15 protein-coding genes are annotated in these 18,751 nt (G+C 58.4%); 10 read left to right on the top strand and 5 right to left on the bottom strand.

The features are described 5' to 3' along the window. Positions 1-145: 145 nt before the first annotated feature. Positions 146-508, bottom strand: coding sequence for a hypothetical protein (locus IT444_12550; protein MCC7193598.1), 363 nt, complete (start codon positions 506-508; stop codon positions 146-148). Between the two features lie 46 nt (positions 509-554). On the opposite strand from IT444_12550, the gene IT444_12545 reads away from it, so the two are divergent. From IT444_12545 to IT444_12525, 5 genes are all read left to right on the top strand, one after another. Beyond that, positions 555-1,691: a PEP-CTERM sorting domain-containing protein gene (locus tag IT444_12545; protein ID MCC7193597.1), complete on the top strand. Its 1,137-nt coding sequence runs from the start codon at positions 555-557 to the stop codon at positions 1,689-1,691. Between the two features lie 105 nt (positions 1,692-1,796). Then, positions 1,797-3,560 (top strand): PEP-CTERM sorting domain-containing protein, encoded by a 1,764-nt coding sequence (locus IT444_12540; protein MCC7193596.1) that lies wholly within the window; start codon positions 1,797-1,799, stop codon positions 3,558-3,560. Positions 3,561-3,678: 118 nt separating this feature from the next. After that, on the top strand, positions 3,679-5,166 hold the full coding sequence (locus IT444_12535) for a PEP-CTERM sorting domain-containing protein (protein ID MCC7193595.1): 1,488 nt from the start codon (positions 3,679-3,681) through the stop codon (positions 5,164-5,166). A gap of 96 nt (positions 5,167-5,262) precedes the next feature. Further along, positions 5,263-6,570: a glutamate-1-semialdehyde 2,1-aminomutase gene (gene hemL / locus IT444_12530; protein ID MCC7193594.1), complete on the top strand. Its 1,308-nt coding sequence runs from the start codon at positions 5,263-5,265 to the stop codon at positions 6,568-6,570. Between the two features lie 53 nt (positions 6,571-6,623). After that, positions 6,624-8,267, top strand: coding sequence for a phosphoglycerate dehydrogenase (locus IT444_12525; GenBank protein ID MCC7193593.1), 1,644 nt, complete (start codon positions 6,624-6,626; stop codon positions 8,265-8,267). Positions 8,268-8,417: 150 nt separating this feature from the next. Here IT444_12525 and IT444_12520 read toward each other — a convergent pair whose 3' ends face one another. Next, positions 8,418-8,810 (bottom strand): RidA family protein, encoded by a 393-nt coding sequence (locus IT444_12520; GenBank protein ID MCC7193592.1) that lies wholly within the window; start codon positions 8,808-8,810, stop codon positions 8,418-8,420. Positions 8,811-9,095: 285 nt separating this feature from the next. On the opposite strand from IT444_12520, the gene IT444_12515 reads away from it, so the two are divergent. Together IT444_12515 and IT444_12510 are read left to right on the top strand one after the other, a co-directional pair. Next, positions 9,096-10,517, top strand: a complete 1,422-nt coding sequence (locus IT444_12515; GenBank protein ID MCC7193591.1) for an adenylosuccinate synthase — start codon at positions 9,096-9,098, stop codon at positions 10,515-10,517. Between the two features lie 168 nt (positions 10,518-10,685). After that, a complete protein-coding gene (locus IT444_12510) occupies positions 10,686-11,480 on the top strand; it encodes an isoprenyl transferase (GenBank protein MCC7193590.1) in 795 nt (264 codons plus the stop codon). Between the two features lie 49 nt (positions 11,481-11,529). On the opposite strand, the gene IT444_12505 is transcribed toward IT444_12510, so the two are convergent. From IT444_12505 to IT444_12495, 3 genes are all read right to left on the bottom strand, one after another. Further along, entirely contained in the window at positions 11,530-12,369 is an 840-nt protein-coding gene (locus tag IT444_12505) for an FkbM family methyltransferase (protein ID MCC7193589.1), read from the bottom strand. A gap of 85 nt (positions 12,370-12,454) precedes the next feature. Then, positions 12,455-14,587, bottom strand: a complete 2,133-nt coding sequence (gene fusA / locus IT444_12500; protein ID MCC7193588.1) for an elongation factor G — start codon at positions 14,585-14,587, stop codon at positions 12,455-12,457. Between the two features lie 529 nt (positions 14,588-15,116). After that, positions 15,117-15,539: a hypothetical protein gene (locus IT444_12495; protein MCC7193587.1), complete on the bottom strand. Its 423-nt coding sequence runs from the start codon at positions 15,537-15,539 to the stop codon at positions 15,117-15,119. Positions 15,540-15,842: 303 nt separating this feature from the next. Here IT444_12495 and IT444_12490 point away from each other — a divergent pair, with 303 nt between their 5' ends. The 3 genes from IT444_12490 (at position 15,843) to IT444_12480 (ending at position 18,690) form a co-directional block, all read left to right on the top strand. Further along, positions 15,843-16,457 (top strand): hypothetical protein, encoded by a 615-nt coding sequence (locus IT444_12490; protein MCC7193586.1) that lies wholly within the window; start codon positions 15,843-15,845, stop codon positions 16,455-16,457. 253 nt (positions 16,458-16,710) lie between these two features. After that, positions 16,711-17,709, top strand: coding sequence for a VanZ family protein (locus IT444_12485; protein MCC7193585.1), 999 nt, complete (start codon positions 16,711-16,713; stop codon positions 17,707-17,709). A gap of 189 nt (positions 17,710-17,898) precedes the next feature. After that, positions 17,899-18,690 (top strand): phytanoyl-CoA dioxygenase family protein, encoded by a 792-nt coding sequence (locus IT444_12480; GenBank protein MCC7193584.1) that lies wholly within the window; start codon positions 17,899-17,901, stop codon positions 18,688-18,690. Positions 18,691-18,751 lie beyond the last annotated feature (61 nt).

Genomic DNA, 18,751 nt, shown 5'->3' with positions numbered 1-18,751 from the left:
GCGGGCGATGCAGCTTCGTTTGAAGCGAATAACTTTGGAAATCAGTTCCATCCCGGCCAGCCAGGAATCGTTCGCCAAGCGACGTTTCTGGTGCTGGTTTGAGGTTTCGGAACACGACGCCTGTATCGAAACGACACGACTCTCTTCAAAGCTCTATGAGCGTTGAAGATATATTGTTTGCAAACAAAATAAGTGTTATTATGATACATTTTTCGGATTTATGAGGTAATATTCCGTTGGTCTGATTGGCGGGGAGATTGAGCCAAATGCTAAGAGACGTTTCTCTCGAATTAGTCGAAAAAATCGTTTTAAGTCCAAGCTGCGTGGTCAGCTCCGAAAAATTCGCTTCGGATGCTGGCTGTGGCATGGCGTTCGTATTACCTGATCCCGTCAGGATGCGTGTTGCACCCTGAGTCAGATCGGCCGGCAACCAATAAGCACGGTTGATCTGATCCGGAATAAAACATGGCTGCCGCACTCGTGGTGTGGTCAGCAGTTGAAAAAGCATTCAGGTCTGGAGCACCTCGAAACCCTTAACGGATGGAGAACTCATCATGCGTCGCACTGGAAAACTCATTGTCGCCTCACTCGCACTGGCCGCTTCCACATCACTTGCAGGAGCTGGAATCACGATTGATCTCAACGGTTACCCAGCCCACGCAGGCTTACAGATCGGCGACGGGGTAAACCCGTTGGTCTATCAAAGCTTCAGCAGCCCCGGCGCATCGATCAACCTAGGTACGTTGCTGCCCAACACGACCTATGGCATGGACTGGTATCACAACAGCGGTGCAGGGAGCAGCGATAGCTACTTCATCACCGGTGCCACGGGCGATGAAGTCGTCTTTGTCTCGAATAACCAGTACAACACCGGCCCGGCTTCGATGGCCACCGGTTTTACTCCGGGTGATTCCACGATCTACATGAACACCCAGACGGTCACCTACAACGCCAATAACGTAGCGAACGTGAGCGGTCAGACGGGGGTGTATTACATCTACGGTTCCTTCCCTCCCTATTCCATCGGTGCGAATGCAGGGCCGCAGATAATCAAGGCACTGCCTGGCTACGTCTCGGTGGACAATCTTTACAACCCCGGACAGAGCACTGAGGACTATGCGTTCTTCGTAGGCGATGGCACGACATCAGCGATGCCCGGATATGAGCAGTACGCGGGTTTCTCCGGCCTGTCGGTTTCGCCCAAGAGCATCATTGCCCACTTCAAGGTCGAGTCCGATCATTCCTTGGGTGCGATTTATGTCTCCTACCAGCAGCCGGTGTTCAACGCCGTAACGGTACAGAGCGGGCCGACCACCTGGGAATACACGTTCGACATCGTCCTGACGCCGGGCAACGCGGGACAACTCCTGGCGGATTTTGAAAACCTCCAGAATCAGACCTTTGGTGCGACCGGCGATGCGGTCAAGGGTGACGGATCTCCCTGGGCTGGATCCGTGGTTGTCGGCGACGTGAACTGGGCGCCGAAGCTGGCGCAGGCGGGCGACCTGTACTGGTTCGTCACCACCGGCGGGCCGAGCAACTCAACCTTCAGCACGATTTCAGGAACACTCGACGGCGGTGGCGATCCGGTCAATCTGACGATCACCGCGACCCTGATCCCTGAGCCGGCGAGCCTTGCTCTGCTGGCGGCAGGCGGCCTGCTCATGCTCCGCCGTCGCTCGGTCCGGTGACTTAAACAATGCTCCATCCGCACCTCCTGCGGGAAACCGCGGGAGGTGTTTTGCAGAGAACTCATGTAACAGTAGTTGACTGATACCAAACAAGGGAGAACCAGCATGTCTCGCAAGATTCACCTCTCGACTCGAACGTTGCTCGCCAGCCTCATGACAGCTGCCGCGGTCGGAACGCCGGCCCTGGCACTCGATCACAACTGGCTCGCCAATCCGTCGCTCAATGGCACGGTCAACAGCCTCACCAACTGGGATAGCGACGGCAACTCTATTCCCGGCGAGGGGACTGACAGCGTGCCCGGCTCGACCGACTTCATTCTTTTCAATAACAACGCCGGCTCTCCGTACACCGTCGGTCTGACCGGAGATATCAATACCAGTTGGTATCGCATCGGTTCGGACAAGATTATTTTTGATCTGTCGGGATATAGCCTCATCGCCCGTGACGCGATTACGACCTACAACTTCGGCGATGGTGCCCGCATCGGGACGCTCGCCGGGGAAACCGCGGAGGTCACCGTCTCCAGCTCCGTGGCGGGTACCAACTCGATGCGCAACTTCCTCAACTCCGGGGACGCGCCTTACGTTGCGCTGCTGATCAGTCAGGGCACCGGTGCGCCCCCGATCTCCACGGTCACACTTAACATCGACGACTCACTGGGTTTTGCGGCCAAGCTGGAACATTCCGGCAACGTCTTCATCGCCAACGGTTACAACGGATCAACCGCCACCGTGAACATTGATGGTGCCGGCTCGGAGTTCAACACCTACCAGGCTGGCGGCGGACAATTCACGCAGGTCAACGGCGGGGCGACGATCAATGTCACCAACGGTGGCAAATTCCACGCGCACACGCTCAATACGGCACAAACTCCGGGCGTTGCCTACTTCAACGTGCAGTCGGGCGGCATCGTCGAAGCCAACGACGGGACTTATAGCTACTTCAATCCGTCGGAAACGGTCATCGATACCGGCGGCAGCTGGACCGCACGCGATGTGCAGATGGGCTATTACCGCTTCTATTCCGGCGACTCGACTTTTGCCAGGGTCACCGTGGACGGCGCGACCTCTTCTCTTAACTTCCGTAACCTGACGATGGGCGTCACCAACGGCAACGACGGCAACGGCTCGATCACCGTGAAGAACGGCGCGCTGATGACCGTCGCCCAGACGATGACCATCAACGCCAAGCGGCTGGCTGCATCCGCGACCATCGATCAGAGCACCGTGACGCTCGATACCGGCACGCTCCGGGTCGGCTCGTCGGGTCAGGCGGGTGTGGTCAATGTTGGCGGTATCCTCCGAGGAAACGGTTCGATCACCAGAGCGGTCGGAGCTTTGAGCCTCGATGTCAACGTCGGCCTCCTCAACAACGCTGGTACAGCCGGTGACACTTCGGATGACACCACCTATGGCCGCATCCGTCCGGGTGATCTGACCGCCAGTGCCGCCTACGGTGATCTGACTATCAGCGACGGGAACCTCACTGTTAATCTAGGTGGGGGTATCGACATGGAGTTCGGCCTCAACGGCGCACCTCTGGACAACGACACAATCACCGTAACGAATGGCGTGGTAACCATTAACGGAGATTTGTTCTACTCCGTCCTCGGCGGTTATACGCCTCATGCGACGGGCCCGGTTGAATATTTTGACCTTGTCACTGCCCCATCCATCGTGTATGCTGCTGCATCGGACAACATGAATTCGCTGATGGCGGGATTTGGCTTGGGAGCGGGAGATTATTTCTACGGCATCCGTTCAATCGGTGGCAACGACGTGTTGCGGCTGGAAATCCCTGAGCCGGCGAGCCTTGCTCTGCTGGCGGCGGGTGGTCTGCTCTTGCTCCGCCGTCGCACAAATCGGTAATTCACTTGTCCGCTCTTATTCTTCCGGGGTTTCCGCAGCCGGTGATGATACGCCGGCAACGGAATGCGGTAGGTCGAACTCGTGCCCTGTGGTCAGCATCAACTGAAGGAGAAGGATCATGGCTCGTTCCCGCGCTGCGTCGAAGTGTGCCCGTGTTCTACTTCCTGTCGGCCTCGCACTGTTGACTGGTACGCTCCCAGCCCACGCCCTGGTTAACCCCGTCACATTCAATTTTTCAGGTGGGACGGCGGGCAATTATGACTGGTACGACGGCAGCAACTGGACCTACACCGATTCGACAGTGCCCACTCCGCTCACGGGAACGGGTGTGATCCCCGGACAGATCGGCCAATACTACCCGGCGGGCGATAAGGTCATCATCGGCGAGACGACCGGCGACCGTACCATCACTACGCCGACTGTTACCAGCAACGTGTTTGAGTTCACCATGACGCAGACACCCACCAGCTCGGGGGTCAATACCCTGAAGCTTGGCGGGAATCTTTATCAGTATGGATACCCCTGGACGTTCACGGTGAACAACACCACGGGTGATGCTTCTAAGATGGTGATCGACCTGAACGGTTACACCCTCGGTGCGTACATCGGTACCTACGACTATGTGACGTTCAAGAACTCCGTGCCGGGCGGCAGCATTGTCGATTCATACGGGCCGGGGATTTACCACTCGATCATCGAATCGGGCGTGACCATTAAAGCCTCGGGTTGGATGTGGTCCGGCGGTAACACCAACAACTGGATGCCCGGCAGCCGCCTCGTATTGACCAACTCGGTGATGATGTACACCTATGGCGATCAACAGGCCTACCAGATGGATATCGGTGAAAGTGGAAACCCGACCCAGGGAGCCATGAGCCTGGTCAATAATTGGGCGCAGAGTGTCAAGTCCGACGTGGTGATCTACGCACCTACCAGCGGCAACCCGCTTTCTCTGGGTAATTCGACTTTTTCGGTCGGTGGAAACTTTACCGATTACGGTGCTGACAGCGCGGACAGCTACACCGACGGCACGATCATCTTCAACGGCAGCCCGGCGACCGCCCGGAATATCTCCATTGACCGTCATCTCAACTCGACCGTTGATATCCGCGTCGGTAACTCGTCAGCCGACAAGGGAAACATCAAGCTCGCCCAGAACCTCGACATGGCGGGTGATTTCTACGTCACCAACGGTTCAGCGATCGATCTGGGCGACCCGATGCTGACCGTGGGCAGCTTTACGCAGTTGGCGGACCCGCTCGCTACCGCCACTTCGATCGATATCGGCATCGATTTGACCGGCGTGCCGGGCACGGTGCAGGTCAACGGCGACCTGACGCTCAATGATTTCACGCTGCACATCTACGGTCATACGGACCTGACGCAGGATCTGGTGATCTTCACCTACACGGGTAGTCTCATCGGCACACCGAATCTCGTGGGTATTGATGTGGATACCTCGACGGGGCGGCTCTACTACGACGCTCTGGTCGCCAGCGGCGGCCAGGTGAAGCTGACCAACCTGTTTATCCCTGAGCCGGCGAGCCTCGCACTGCTGGCGGCAGGCGGCCTGCTCATGCTCCGACGCCATCGCTCCGAGCGGTGATTGATTCGCCGAGCAGACCTTAAATCACGGATTTCACACGACGTGGCTCGCAGCGGCGGGCCACGTCTTTTTTTACTCTGATAAACTCCCGTTCTTATGCCAAAAACTCAGGCTCCGCGATACGCAAAATCCTCGCGTGCCTTCGTCCGAGCAAAAAAGCTCCTGCCCGGCGGCGTCAATTCCCCCGTACGCGCATACCGATCCGTCGGCCGTGATCCTATCTTCATCACCCGAGGACGCGGTGCGTTTGTCACCGATCTCGACGGGCGGCGATATGTCGATTACGTCGGCAGCTATGGCCCGCTGATCCTGGGGCACGCGCCCTCGACGGTGATCAAAGCCGTCGCACAGGCTGCCAGACGCGGCACCAGCTTTGGCATGCCCACGCAAGCGGAAAGCGAGCTGGCGGAAATGGTCATCGACGCGCTGCCGTCGATCGAGAAAGTGCGTTTTGTGAACAGCGGCACGGAAGCAACGATGAGCGCAATCCGGCTGGCGCGAGCGGTGACGGGCAGGAGCAGGATCGTCAAATGCACGGGCGGATATCACGGTCACGCTGACGCGCTGCTTGCCGAAGCTGGCAGTGGGGCAGCCACCTGCGGCGTACCCGGATCGGCGGGCGTGCCGACGACAGCGATCGCGGACACGCTGCTGGTTCCCTTCAACGATCTGGCTGCGATGACGAAACTTTTTGCTCAGCAGGGAGAAAAAATCGCCTGCATCGCGATTGAGCCTGTCGCGGGCAATATGGGTTGTGTGCCGCCGGCTCCGGGATATTTGCAGGGTCTGCGACGGCTGGCGACTCGGCATGGGGCGTTGTTGCTGTTCGATGAAGTGATGACCGGCTTTCGCGTGGCCTACGGAGGCGCCCAGACGCTCTATGGCGTCAAGCCGGATATCACCTGTCTGGGCAAAGTGATCGGCGGCGGGCTTCCCTGTGCCGCCTATGGTGCCAGCCGTGAAATCATGTCTTCCGTTGCGCCGGACGGCCCGATGTATCAGGCGGGTACGCTCAGCGGCAATCCGCTGGCGATGGCGGCCGGCCTTGCGACGCTCCGGGTGCTGCGCGACGGCAAGGCGTATCGGCGACTCGAACGCGCCTCGGCACGGCTGGCTCGCGGACTCGATGCTGCTGCTCGCAGCGCGGGTGTTCCCGTTCATCTCTCGCGTGTCGGCTCTATGATTTGTCCGTTTTTCCATGCCGGCCCGGTGCGGAATTACGAGGACGCCCGTCAGAGTGACACGAACGCGTTTACGAAGTTTTTCGGCGCGATGATCGACGCGGGGATCGTGCTTCCGCCGAGTCAATATGAGACGTGGTTTGTGAGTACCGCTCACGAGGACCGTGTGATTGATCGGACGATTGATGCCGCAGCGAGGGCGTTTGAGGCCGTCAGAGACTAAAGTAGTCTTCGCGCAAGTTCCGCGCTGGAGTCTTGCTGCAATGTGAGTTGAATATGCCGGACAAGTTCAAAATTCTCGCCGCCGATAAACTCGCCGATGAAGGCCTCGATTACCTGCGTTCCCAGCCTGATGTGGAGCTGGTGAATAAGCCGGGATTGAAAGAGCCTGAGCTGGCCGCGATAGCCGGTGAGCACGACGCGATGATCGTGCGCAGCGGCGTGACGGTGACGGCGAAGGTGCTGGAAAATCCCGGCCGCCTGCGGATCATCGCGCGGGCAGGAGTGGGTGTGGACAATATCGACCTGGAAGCGGCCACCTCACGCGGTATTCTCGTCGTCAACTCCGCCGAGGCCAGCACCATCACGACAGCCGAACATGCGTTTGCCCTGCTGATGGCCTTAGCACGGAACATCGGCCCGGCTTACAAGACGATGGCTGAGGGCGGTTGGGACCGAAACAGGTTTAACGGCAGGCAGCTTTCGGGCAAGGTGCTGGGCGTCGTCGGTTTCGGACGCATCGGTCGAACCGTCGCCGAGAGGGCGCTGGCGTTCGGCATGCAGGTCGTCGCTTACGATCCTTTTTACGCTCAGCCGACCGCGATGGACGGCAAAGTGAAGATGTTTCCATCCTTCATCGACTTGGCGCCTCATGCGGACATATTGACGTTTCACGTGCCACTGACGGATCAGACGCGTGGGCTGCTCAACCGGGAAAGTTTCTGCAAGTGCCGCAAAGGCGTGCTGGTGGTCAACGCATCGCGAGGCGGTGTGGTGGATGAGTCATCGCTGATCCCGGCCATTGAAGCTGGCCAGTGCGGTGGGGCGGCTTTGGATGTGTTTGAATCCGAGCCGCCGACTGCTGACAACCCGTTGCGTAAACACGCGAAAATACTGCTCACGCCGCACCTGGGTGCCAGCACCGTTGAGGCACAGCAGGCGGTGAGTGTGGACGCAGCGGCGTCGTGCTTGTCATTTCTGCGCGGCGAGAGTATTCACGGTGCGGTGAACGCGGGAGGTCTGCGGCTCGATCTCGATCCGTTACAGATGCGCTTTGTCGATCTGGCACAGCGCATGGCCAAGCTCATCAGTCCGATGATTACACGCGGCATCGCAAGCGTGACATTCGAGCTGGCCGGCGCGGAGCTGTCACCCGCGGCTGGCACAATCGAGCGGATGAGTCTCGTGGGCTTGCTTCAGGGTCACCTGGATGTGCCGCTGAACATCGTCAACGTCAAGCATGTGGCTGAGCAGCGCGGCATCAAGCTGGCGACGGTGAAGGTGGAAGACCCCAGCGGCGCGTCAAAAGCCGGCCCGCATCTGGCGATCATCATCAAGGGGCCAGCCGGCGCGGTGGACGCGACCACACCGCACGGCGATCAGACGCGGCGCATCGTCGGCCGTGTGTATCAGGACATGCGGCCGCGTGTCGTCGAGATCAACGGCTACTTCATGGATATCGTCCCCGCCGGCTCGATGGTGTTGATCCAGAATCAGGACGTACCCGGCCAGATCGGCATGGTGGGCACGGAGTTCGGCAAGGCAGGCGTGAATATCGCGGACATGGCGATCAGTCGTCGGGGTGACACAGCCCTGATGGTGCTGAAGGTTGACGGCGACCCGCCGACGAACCTGATCGACGGCCTGAAGGCGAAGCATGGAATTCTGAAGGTCGCGGTGGTGAAGCTGGCAGGAGAGTGAACCTTTCCATACTCACCGCCGCATTGGGTGGTGCAGAAATCAACCTCAGCAGGTTGAGCTTTGATGATGGGCGCCCGCTTAGCTGGATGAACTGAAAATCGGGTTCCGTGGCTGAGCGTAAGCAGTTTTTTATTTGTCAGACGAGCGGCATTACCCGTCCAGCACAGCGACGGCTTCGATTTCGATCAGATAATCCGGCTGCGCCAGACCACTGATAAACACCAGTGTGTTTGGTGGAAAAGGGTCTTTCAAAGTCTGATTTCGCACGATGCGAAAGCCCGCGAGATGGGCACGGTCGGTCAGGTAGGTGGTGAGCTTGGCGATGTTCTGCAACCCGCCGCCGAACTCTTCGAGGATCGCGAGGAGGTTGGTATAAACTTGGCGGGCCTGAGCTTCGATATCACCTTTGCCGACGAGCACACCGTTTTTATCCAGCGCGACTTGGCCTGCGATATAGAGGGTGTTGCCTGTTCGTGCTACGTGAGAGTAGCCGACGCCGGCGGTGCTGTGAACGCTGCGGGGTTGGATGATCTGTGGAGGCATGGGTGTGATCGGTGGAGTTAATGATGGTGAAGCAATAGTCAGAACCGGAGACTGCGTTTCCGGCTCAGATTCTCCGCGACTGCGATCGGATACACAGTATCCGATTCGATCAATCTAACGAAAAACCCATCCAATGGCACAGCTTTACTGTGACCGAACATGCAGCATCAGGCACCGAGCTGGGGAGATTTATTTCGCCGCCGTCGCAACCACCCCTCGGACGATCTGAGCCGTGATTCTGCTACAATCGCTTGGTTCGCGACCCGCCTATTGCTGGGATTTACCATGACCAAACGATCCGATGCTTCATCCGCTGTCGCAACGCCTACTCCGCCTCGTGAGCGAGGTAACCCGACTCCCGCCGGTGATAACGGTCTCCAGATCGACGGGCACAGTGCCGTTGTCGGCTGCCAGTTTGGTGATGAGGGCAAAGGGCAGATCGTTGACATGCTCGCGCGGCGGTTTGACTACATCGTCCGCTACAACGGCGGTGCCAATGCCGGCCACTCTGTCACCATCGTTTCACCCGGCGGTAAGGAAGAAAAGTTCGCGCTGCATCTGCTGCCATCGGGCATCCTCTATTCTGACAAAACCAACGTCGTCGGTAACGGCGTCGTGCTCGATCCGGCGAAAATCCTTGAGGAGATCGACGGTCTGCGTCAGCGCGGCGTGACGGTGGGCGACAACCTCCGTATCTCGACCCGCACGCACGTCGTCTTTCCATACCACAAAACGCAGGATCAACTCATGGACCGTGCGCTGGGAATGGCTCGCGGAGATGATGCGAAAATCGGCACCACCGGTCGGGGTATCGGCCCTTGCTACGCTGACAAAGCACTTCGGTCCACCGCGATCCGGGTGGTCGATCTGCTCGATGCGGCACATCTCCATTCCCGGTTGGCACATATTGTCAAAGTGAAAAATCCCATGCTCGCTGCGCTTGCCGCACAGTGTGGTGAACCCTTCACACCGTTTGATGCAGAGAAGCTCGCGGATGAATATCTCGGATACACTGAGCGGCTCCGCCCGCACATCACCGACACAACCCGGCTCCTGCATGACGCGGTGGCGGCAGGTAAAAAAATTCTCTTTGAGGGTGCGAACGCGACATTGCTGGATGTCGATCACGGAACGTATCCGTTTGTGACCAGTTCATCGTGTTCATCATCCGGTGTTTTCACGGGTACGGGGCTGCCCGGATCGACACTGAAAAATGTCGTAGGCATAGTCAAGCTCTACACGAGTCGAGTCGGTGGCGGGCCCTTCCCGACGGAATTGTCCGGTGAAACGGCGGACCGGATTCGCAAGACCGGCAACGAATTCGGCACGACAACCGGCCGGCCGCGCCGCATCGGATGGCTCGACCTGGTGGCGACGCGATACACCACTGCGATCAGCGGCGTGACGGCGATCGCTTCGACCGGGCTTGCGGTGCTTGCCGGCCTGCCACGGATCAAGGCTTGTGTCGGTTATCGCCATCAGGGCCGGATGCTCGACGCATTCCCCGCCGATGCGGAGGTACTCGCGCAGGTTGAGCCGGTTTATGAGGAGTTTGAAGGGTTCGAGCAGAGCATCAGTGCCTGCACGAGCTTCGCAGACCTGCCCGCTCAGGCCCGGCGGTATGTGGAGTGTGTTGAGGATTTCGTCCGTGTGCCGATCAAACTGGTATGCGTCGGTCGTCGGCGTGATCAGATTCTGACCCATTGAGGTGATGAGTGCCGCAGAGCGACCTGCACGTTGGGTCGCAGCATCGCGAAAACTGGGGTCATGACGAGCTTTTGATGTGTTACATTCGAGTGACTTGTTTTTCCGGGTTTGAGCTTTTGTGCATGGATCACTGAACTATCCGCTCCACAGGCCGTAAGATTCAGACAAATGCCTTCCGCGCACACGCAAACTCCGCCCACCCGCCCGTTGACACGCGCCGAGCAGACAGCCGCATCTTATGCGCGGCTCGGGTTGCCTCGTGAAGCGTTACCCCGACATATCGCCATCATCATGGACGGTAACGGCCGGTGGGCGCAGAGCCGGGGTAAACCTCGGATGCTCGGCCACCAGGAAGGCGCGAAGACCGTCCGCGGCATCGTGACCGAATGTGCCCGTCTCGAACTCGACGTGCTCACGCTTTATTCGTTCTCCATGGAAAACTGGAAGCGACCTGCTGATGAGGTCAATTTTCTGATGGACCTCTACGTCGAGTATCTCATCGCCGAGCGGGCGGAGTTGATGGAGAACAACGTCAAGTTCGCCCAGATCGGTCGCAGGGATGGGCTTCCATCGCGGGTGCTCGACGAACTCGACCGCACGCTGGAGGAGACCGGCCGCAACACCGGCATGACGCTGGTGCTGGCAATCAACTACGGCTCGCGTGCGGAGATCACCGACGCGGTGCGCGACATCGCCACCCAGGTGAAAAGCGGCGAACTTTCACCCGAAGCGATCACCGAGGAGACGATTTCCCGCCACCTCTACACATCACCCTGGCCTGATCCCGACCTATTGGTGCGCACCGCGGGCGAAATGCGCATCAGCAATTATCTGCTCTGGCAGATCAGCTATGCGGAACTTTACGTCGCTGATGTGTGCTGGCCGGATTTCAACGTCGGAGAGTTGCACAAGGCCTTGCGAAGCTACGCGGCACGAAAGCGCAAGTTCGGCGCGGTTCTTTAATCAGCCGTAATCAACAGTCCGCTGATACTGTGCGACTTGCACCTGTCCGTCATCGTTCTTTGATGGCGACAAGATTTTCCGTGATGCGATAGTCGTCTTTCATCGGCGCGGGCGTGAGTTTGATCGTTTCCGGATCGAAGTTAAAGAGCTGATAACCCAGCGATTCGATTTCCTGGCGCAACCCGGCAGTCGTGATGTGACCGGGCGTCGGATCGAGATCAAGGAACTCAATCACCATCATTCGCTTACCGGGCTTGCCGAGTATTTCCCGCCCGCCACGGATCACTTCGCGCTCGGGACCGTTGACATCGATTTTGACCAGGTCCACGTGTTCCACCTGATTTTGTCGGCAGTAATCGTCGAGGGTGATCGCCTGCACTTCTTCAGTTCCGACGACTTGATCCTCCGGTCGCAGAGGTTTGCTTACCGAGTTGAACTCACCCTTGCCGCGGATACACACGTTAAGCCTGACCACGCAGGGATGGTCGAACAGCGCGGTGTGATTGGCTTTGACCCAGGTGAACCCGTTAAGCGCGATGCTTTGCGCCAGCAGATCGTAAGTGTCTGAGGTGGCTTCGAAGGCGTGGACGTGACCACTGGGGCCGACACGTTGCGCAGCCATCAACGTGAACTGCCCCAGGTGCGCCCCCACGTCCACGTAGGTCATGCCGGGCTTGAGGAAATGGTTGAGCAGGGTCGCATGTTCGCGGTCGCTGTAACCATTGAGATAGACCGAGCGCCCCAGCCGGTCGATCGGCCGCGCTACCAGCTTCAGATTTCCATCAAACGGCAAAACCATCGGCCGCAGCGGGCGGATGCGTTGCCAGATCGACCACCGAAGGTTGCGACACCGCCGCTTCAAGCCGGTGTGTACGGGACTCAGTGCCATCGAGTGCCAGTCTAGTAGCTGAGTATGAGATTTCAATCCGCGTCGGATTGTTTGCGGATGCAGAGTCAATCAACACGATGTTGATTTACTTCTTCTTCGACCCCGCGTCTTTGCCTGCGCCTTCGAGCACGATCTTGGCGATGTTCGGCGGGACCGGGCGGTACGCCAGCGGCTCCATGACCGAGCTGGCGCGACCCTGGCTCATGCCTCGCAGGGAGGTTACGTAGCCGAACATTTCCGACAGCGGAACTTCCGCCGTCACAATGCGCGTGTTGGCGCGTTGCACGGTGTCCATGATGATTCCGCGGCGGCGGTTCAGGTCACCCGTGACCGGACCGAGGAATTCGTCAGGGGTGGTCACCGAAACTTTCATGATCGGTTCGAGGAGTTGCAGCCCCGCTTTTCGGGTGGCTTCCTGGAATGCCAGTCGGCCCGCCAGCTCGAAGGCGATCTGCGATGAGTCCACGTCGTGATACGAGCCGTCGATGAGCGTGACCTTTACGCCGAGAATCGGGAAGCCCGCGAGCACGCCTGCCTTGGCGGTATCGCGGCAGCCGGCCTCGACGCTGGGGATGTATTCCTTCGGGATCGCGCCGCCGATGATTTTGTTCTCAAAGGCCAACTGATCGGAGAAATCGAGTTCCGCAGCTTCGGCTTCCTCTTTGGTGAACGGCTCGACGGTGATGATGCAGTCGCCGAATTGTCCACGTCCGCCAGTCTGCTTTTTGTGCAGGCCGCGTGCCTCGGCTTTACCAGCGATTGCCTCTTTGTACGCCACGCGCGGCTTGCCGACGTTCACGCCGACCTTCATGTCGCGAGTGAGCTTGGTGCGGATGATGTCCAGATGCAGCTCACCCATACCTTCGATGATGGTCTGGCCGGTTTCCTCATCGAAGTGGCTGCGGAAGCTGGGGTCTTCGCGGCGGATTGTGGTCAGCGCGTTGCCGAGCTTTTCCTTGTCCTCCGATGTTGACGGCTCGATGGACATGGAGATAACCGGTTCGGGGAAGGTCATGCGTTCGAGCACGATCGGATTGTCAGGATCGCAGAGCGTGTCGCCTGTGATGCTCTCTTTGAGGCCGACCAGCGCGACGATATCGCCGGCATAGCATTCCTCGCGAGGGATGCGGTTGTTGGCGTGCATTTCAAAGATGCGGCTGACGATTTCGCGTCGGTTCTTGTTGGAGTTGAGGACGCGCATGCCTTTCTTGAGCGTGCCGGAATACACACGGGTGTAGGTGAGGTCGCCGTGCTGATCGGAGACGACTTTGAACACCAGCCCGGAGAACGGAGCCTTGGCGTCGTGCGGCCGGACGATCTTCTGGTTCCGGTCCTTCATCTCCGTACCCTGTACCTCCGCGACTTCAGCGGGATTGGGCAGGTAGTCGATTACGCCGTCGAGCAGCTTTTGCACGCCGATGTTCTGGAGCGCAGCTCCGCAGAACACGGGGAAAATCGTCTGGGCGATCGTGCCCTTGCGCAGAGCAGCACGAATCTCGTCCGCGGTGATCTCCTCCTCTGCCAGATATTTGTCCGCCAGTTTGTCATCGCACTCGGCTGCTTTTTCCGCCAGCTTGTGCCGCCACTCTTTCGCCTGATCGAGCAGCTCCGCGGGGATTTCTCGCTCCTCGACCTTTTTGCCCAGGTTTTCGGCAACGAAGTAGTAGGCTTTGAGTGTCAGCAGATCGATGACGCCCTCGAACGTGTTACCGCTGCCGATAGGTAGCTGCACTGCGACGGCGTTGGCACCAAGCCGTTCGTGAATGGAGTTGAAGGAGAAGAAGAAGTCTCCGCCGAGCTTGTCCATCTTGTTGATGAAGCAGAGTCGCGGGACGTTGTAACGGTCAGCCTGGCGCCAGACGGTTTCGCTCTGGGCTTCGACGCCTTCCTTGCCGTCGAAGACTGCTACCGCGCCGTCGAGGACGCGCAGTGAGCGTTCGACCTCGATGGTAAAGTCCACGTGACCGGGTGTGTCGATGAGGTTGAGCGTGTAGTCAACGCCGTTGCGGGGCCACATGCAGGTCGTCGCCGCCGACTGGATGGTGATCCCGCGTTCCTGTTCATCCTGGAGGAAGTCCATGGTCGCGGTGCCTTCGTGTACCTCACCGAGCTTGTAGGTTTTGCCGGTGTAATACAGGATGCGTTCGGAGACGGTGGTTTTACCGGCGTCGATGTGGGCACAGATGCCGAAGTTACGTGTTTTTTCCAGAACGGCCATTTCAGACTCCTCGTTTTTACGATGCTCGTCACCGGCGGCACAAGAGGCCGGGTTCCGGGTGCGGCGGGGTGCGGGTGAAACTGTCGCGTGTGGGTTGAATCGGGGAAGCGGGTCGTACCGTTTGCCAGGCGGGTGCGTCCGGTAGGTCAGACGCGCTGAGCTTCAACGATGTCATCATCTTCTTCATTCATGGCAAACGCTCGAACGGCCTCCGGCAAAGCGTTCACGGACAGGCTGGAAACCCGTCAACGCGACCGCCGCAGAAGGGACCAAAAGTCTATCGACCTCTCCCATGTCGTCAAGTAACGCCGCTCCATTCCAAGCGGTTACGGACGTTTACGCAGCATTCCCTTACCTCTGGCTGACACGGGTAAGCAATGGGACTACCGCACGCGGACGCATGCTCCGTCCCCTCAAGTTGGGGAAACAGCGGGTTAACTGATGGATATATCGCTGGTTACCGTTGAAGCTAGCGCGGGCGTACACACGGCCTGATACTCGTCCGCGCTTCCGCCTGCTGAGCGGTGAATTACTCGCGGGGGACTCGTGTGCCTTGTGCGATGAGGTACTCCATCGTTTGCCCGGTCTGATTTTTGATCAGTTGGTTCAACTCATCAGGCTTCAATTGAATCGTGCGGCCATCCGCAAAAACGCAGGTCATGGTTTGGTTGTTGCACGTCGCGGGGTCTTGAAAGAGACGCAGGGTTTGCGAGTCGTAGCTGCTCGCAGTATTGGGTACGGAGATGTAACGGATCGCGAGGTGTTGGCGCAGGCCGACGGGTGTCACCGTGCCCTGCACTTGATTAGGAGTGAATTGCCGAAGCATTGCGGGAATAAGCCACATGCTCATCCCGACCAGTGCGACCAATGCGACGAAGGTCCAGGCGGTTGCTTTAACGAAGGCCGCTCGTCCGGCTTTCGGATGAGGGTTCACATTGCTGGCGGTTGCCATCTTGTTTCAATCCCGAATGCGGAATCTATCGAACAAACAGCAATACGCAGCGGAACAGCGTTAACGTGGCAACAGTCAACGGTCTTGACTGCTCACAAACGGGCGGATCATCCAGTCAGCTTGAACACTCGCTCGATCGACATTGAGCATGGAAATCAATAAGTATCGTCCCCATTTTCGCTGTCGAGGGCAAGCGAAAGGCATACAAAACATAGGTAATGGCGCAGGATCAGCTTGCGGACGGTTTTATGGCGAGGAAGCAGATTCTCGTACCCGTTATGCTGGTCATCCCAGGAGCCAGCCATGACTACGCCTTATCAGAAGTCCAAAATTGACCGGTACTATCAGCATCTGGACACGATGACCACGCAGAAGCTTTCGGAGCTGGTATCCGACTTGTGGCTGGCTGAGGGTCAGGATCGTGCCAAAATGTGGGATGTGGTCGCCAAGGCTTTGCCGAAGACTCAGGCTGATCCTGCGCGAGTAGCGCGGATCGTGGCGGGTAAAGATTTGCAGGAGTTGGCGAAACTGGTGGGGGAGCTATCGCTCGCCAAGCCTGTCGTCGCAAAATCGGGAACCGGTACGCCGACGGCAACCGTACCCGCGGCAGCGACGCCGTCGGTCCCGGTTGCCGCAGCCGAAGAAGGCAAGCTCGATCCCAAAGCAGTCGGTCCCGACGGCAAGCCCGCGCCCGAAGTGCTCAAAGTCGCACTCAAGGCGTTTCGCAAGCGATTGAAACTCACACGGCTGGACGAAGAATCGAAGCTTGGCCGAAGTCCGCTTTCAGCGGGCAAGCGATCGCAAGTGGTGGCCATTGTTCCGCCGAATCAATTTCCTCACGCGGTGTGGGAGGAACTGGTCGCACAAGGAAAACTGAAAACCTCAGGCCGAGGTTTTTATGAGCTGGTAGGCGAGTAAGTCAGATGTCCGGTCATTAGTAACGTCGCCAGCGGTGCGATGCGCATACGCTCTGGAGCAGGGATATCCATACGGAAATCCGTCCGATAACCCCTAATTTTGCTGGTTATCGCATTTTTTGTTTCCCTCGGTGACGCGCAAATTTCATACTTCAAGCTGTATGACAGCTTCGACCGCACATCCAGGGATATCCGCTGATACTGCGCGAAGGCCACGCTCTAGCTATGCCTGGCTGAGCTTCGCATGGATTGCGATGCTTGCTTACGGCACGCTGACGCCCTTTGCGATCAACCCCGAAGCACGCAATGGGAAGTGGCTTTTCAACATGGTGCTCTCCTGGATTATCGAACCGCGTTGGGACTACCGGCTGCATGGCGATTATTCCTCGCTGGGATTCAACAACGCGCTTAACGACATCATGATTAACCTAGCGCTCTATGCGCCTCTCGGATTACTGATCCGTCTGACGCTGATAAAACGCAAGTGGTCGGCGGGCGCGCATATTCTCGGGGCAACACTCGCAGCCGGTCTGGTGAGCTGGCTACTCGAAGGCTGTCAAAACCTGACGCTCGACCGCATCGCATCGTTGAAGGATGTCGTGACCAACACGGCGGGCGGGTTCGTAGGCGCACTGCTGGCCGTCTGGCTGCGCAGTGTGGGTATCGCAACCGTGTTTTTCTTTTACCGGAAGCTCGCTTTTCCTCTGTACCACACACGGGAATGGCTGGCGAGACGTCGCAGGCATCCCGCCATGGCGGCGACGGTGGTGATGGCGAATATCGCAATCCTTGTGTGGGCCTCCATGCAATGGATGAACGCTGCACCGGCCCGCGCCCATGCGGCGATCTCGTCACAGGGCGACGCGATGATTCAGTGGATGCCGTTTGCGCAGCAATTTTCCCGTTCCTATGACGTGGCTGCGGTGCAACTTGGCCGCTGGCTTGTGATCTACGTGCTCGTCGGAGCTTTGCTCTCGCTGGGATGCGTCTCTGTCGCCAACCGTCGCGGCATGGGTTGGCTGGTTTTCGCCACGGCACTCGTTGCTGCACTCAACGAGGCTGCCCGTCTGATCTTCGCTCGTACAGCGGCTGATGTGACCGGTCCCGCACTGGCAATCATTGGTGCTCTCGCGGTGGCGACGACGGCTTTTCTTCTGGCGGATGCCGTTTCGCTCGCTTGCCGCCGTCGTGTGCAGGTGCCTGTGGCCGTCGAACGCCGGCGCATTCCTCATCAATACAAACAGCCAGCCTGATCACACCTGCCAGAGACGCATCTTCGCCATCTAATACAAAAGAGATAACGAGCCGCGAAGTCTGCCATTCTTGATTTATCATCTGGTAGTCCGCTCGATGGGTGTTTCTCGACATCTCGACGCGGAACCCGCCAGCGTTGCGTAAGATGCTGCGACCTTAACGATGACTCAGAGATGAGGAGGCCAGCCGTGCCAACTGCCGCTGCTGCTCGACCGATGCGTCTCAGTACCGACCAGCTTGAGCAATACCACCGCGACGGCTACATCGTCGTTGAAGACCTGCTGACAGCCGGAGAAGTCGAGGCACTGCGCAATCGTGTGCGTGAATACACGCATGGCGATCGTCCGCGCGATCAAATCGTCATCCAGACCGAGCCGCGGGTGCAGCGAGGAGAGTTAAAGGTGGATCATCCCGGCGACGCTATTCGGAAAATCGACGGCCTCGTCCAGAGCGATGACCTTTTCCAGAAACTAGGACTGCACGACAACATCGTCGGCATCATTGAACAGATTCTCGGCCCGGACCTGAAGATGTTTCGCAATTCGATGCTGCTCAAGCCGCCGGGTGTCGGTTCCGCCAAGGGCATGCATCAGGATTCGCCCTATTGGCCGATTGAGCCGATGGACCTGTGCTCCTGCTGGTTTGCTCTCGACGATGCGACGATCGAAAACGGCTGTATGGGTGTGATACCTGCGGGGCAGACCCAAGGGCCGCTACCTCATAATCACGTCACCGATGACTATGTGATCGAAGAATCAGCCTACGACATCAGCAAGATGGTTCTTGCGCCCATCCGTGCGGGCGGAGGGCTTTTTTTCCACTCGCTTATTCCGCATTACACCGCGCCCAATCGCAGCACCAAATGGCGTCGTGCGATCGCTCTCTCCTATATGCGGAGTACCAGCAGGTACACAGCAGAGGGTGACGGGCCGGTGTATTTCCCGGTCAAAGGCAAAACGTATCCGGGCTGTGTGCGGTGAGGAACCCTGTCAGCGTGACGACGGATTGAGAAACTGCAAATCCTCGCTGATCCGAAAAGTA

Source organism: Phycisphaeraceae bacterium (assembly GCA_020851465.1).
In the GTDB taxonomy this organism is placed as follows: Bacteria; Planctomycetota; Phycisphaerae; order Phycisphaerales; family Phycisphaeraceae; genus JADZCR01.
The sequence above is the reverse complement of the archived record's forward strand: the minus strand, read 5'-3'. Positions and strand labels throughout refer to the sequence as shown.

What these genes read in the sequence shown, in the direction of transcription:
- IT444_12550 (MCC7193598.1), bottom strand. Translation starts at nt 508, where the DNA reads ATGCTTTTTCAACTGCTGACCACACCACGAGTGCGGCAGCCATGTTTT.
- IT444_12545 (MCC7193597.1), top strand. Translation starts at nt 555, where the DNA reads ATGCGTCGCACTGGAAAACTCATTGTCGCCTCACTCGCACTGGCCGCT.
- IT444_12540 (MCC7193596.1), top strand. Translation starts at nt 1,797, where the DNA reads ATGTCTCGCAAGATTCACCTCTCGACTCGAACGTTGCTCGCCAGCCTC.
- IT444_12535 (MCC7193595.1), top strand. Translation starts at nt 3,679, where the DNA reads ATGGCTCGTTCCCGCGCTGCGTCGAAGTGTGCCCGTGTTCTACTTCCT.
- hemL (MCC7193594.1), top strand. Translation starts at nt 5,263, where the DNA reads ATGCCAAAAACTCAGGCTCCGCGATACGCAAAATCCTCGCGTGCCTTC.
- IT444_12525 (MCC7193593.1), top strand. Translation starts at nt 6,624, where the DNA reads ATGCCGGACAAGTTCAAAATTCTCGCCGCCGATAAACTCGCCGATGAA.
- IT444_12520 (MCC7193592.1), bottom strand. Translation starts at nt 8,810, where the DNA reads ATGCCTCCACAGATCATCCAACCCCGCAGCGTTCACAGCACCGCCGGC.
- IT444_12515 (MCC7193591.1), top strand. Translation starts at nt 9,096, where the DNA reads ATGACCAAACGATCCGATGCTTCATCCGCTGTCGCAACGCCTACTCCG.
- IT444_12510 (MCC7193590.1), top strand. Translation starts at nt 10,686, where the DNA reads ATGCCTTCCGCGCACACGCAAACTCCGCCCACCCGCCCGTTGACACGC.
- IT444_12505 (MCC7193589.1), bottom strand. Translation starts at nt 12,369, where the DNA reads ATGGCACTGAGTCCCGTACACACCGGCTTGAAGCGGCGGTGTCGCAAC.
- fusA (MCC7193588.1), bottom strand. Translation starts at nt 14,587, where the DNA reads ATGGCCGTTCTGGAAAAAACACGTAACTTCGGCATCTGTGCCCACATC.
- IT444_12495 (MCC7193587.1), bottom strand. Translation starts at nt 15,539, where the DNA reads ATGGCAACCGCCAGCAATGTGAACCCTCATCCGAAAGCCGGACGAGCG.
- IT444_12490 (MCC7193586.1), top strand. Translation starts at nt 15,843, where the DNA reads ATGACTACGCCTTATCAGAAGTCCAAAATTGACCGGTACTATCAGCAT.
- IT444_12485 (MCC7193585.1), top strand. Translation starts at nt 16,711, where the DNA reads ATGCTTGCTTACGGCACGCTGACGCCCTTTGCGATCAACCCCGAAGCA.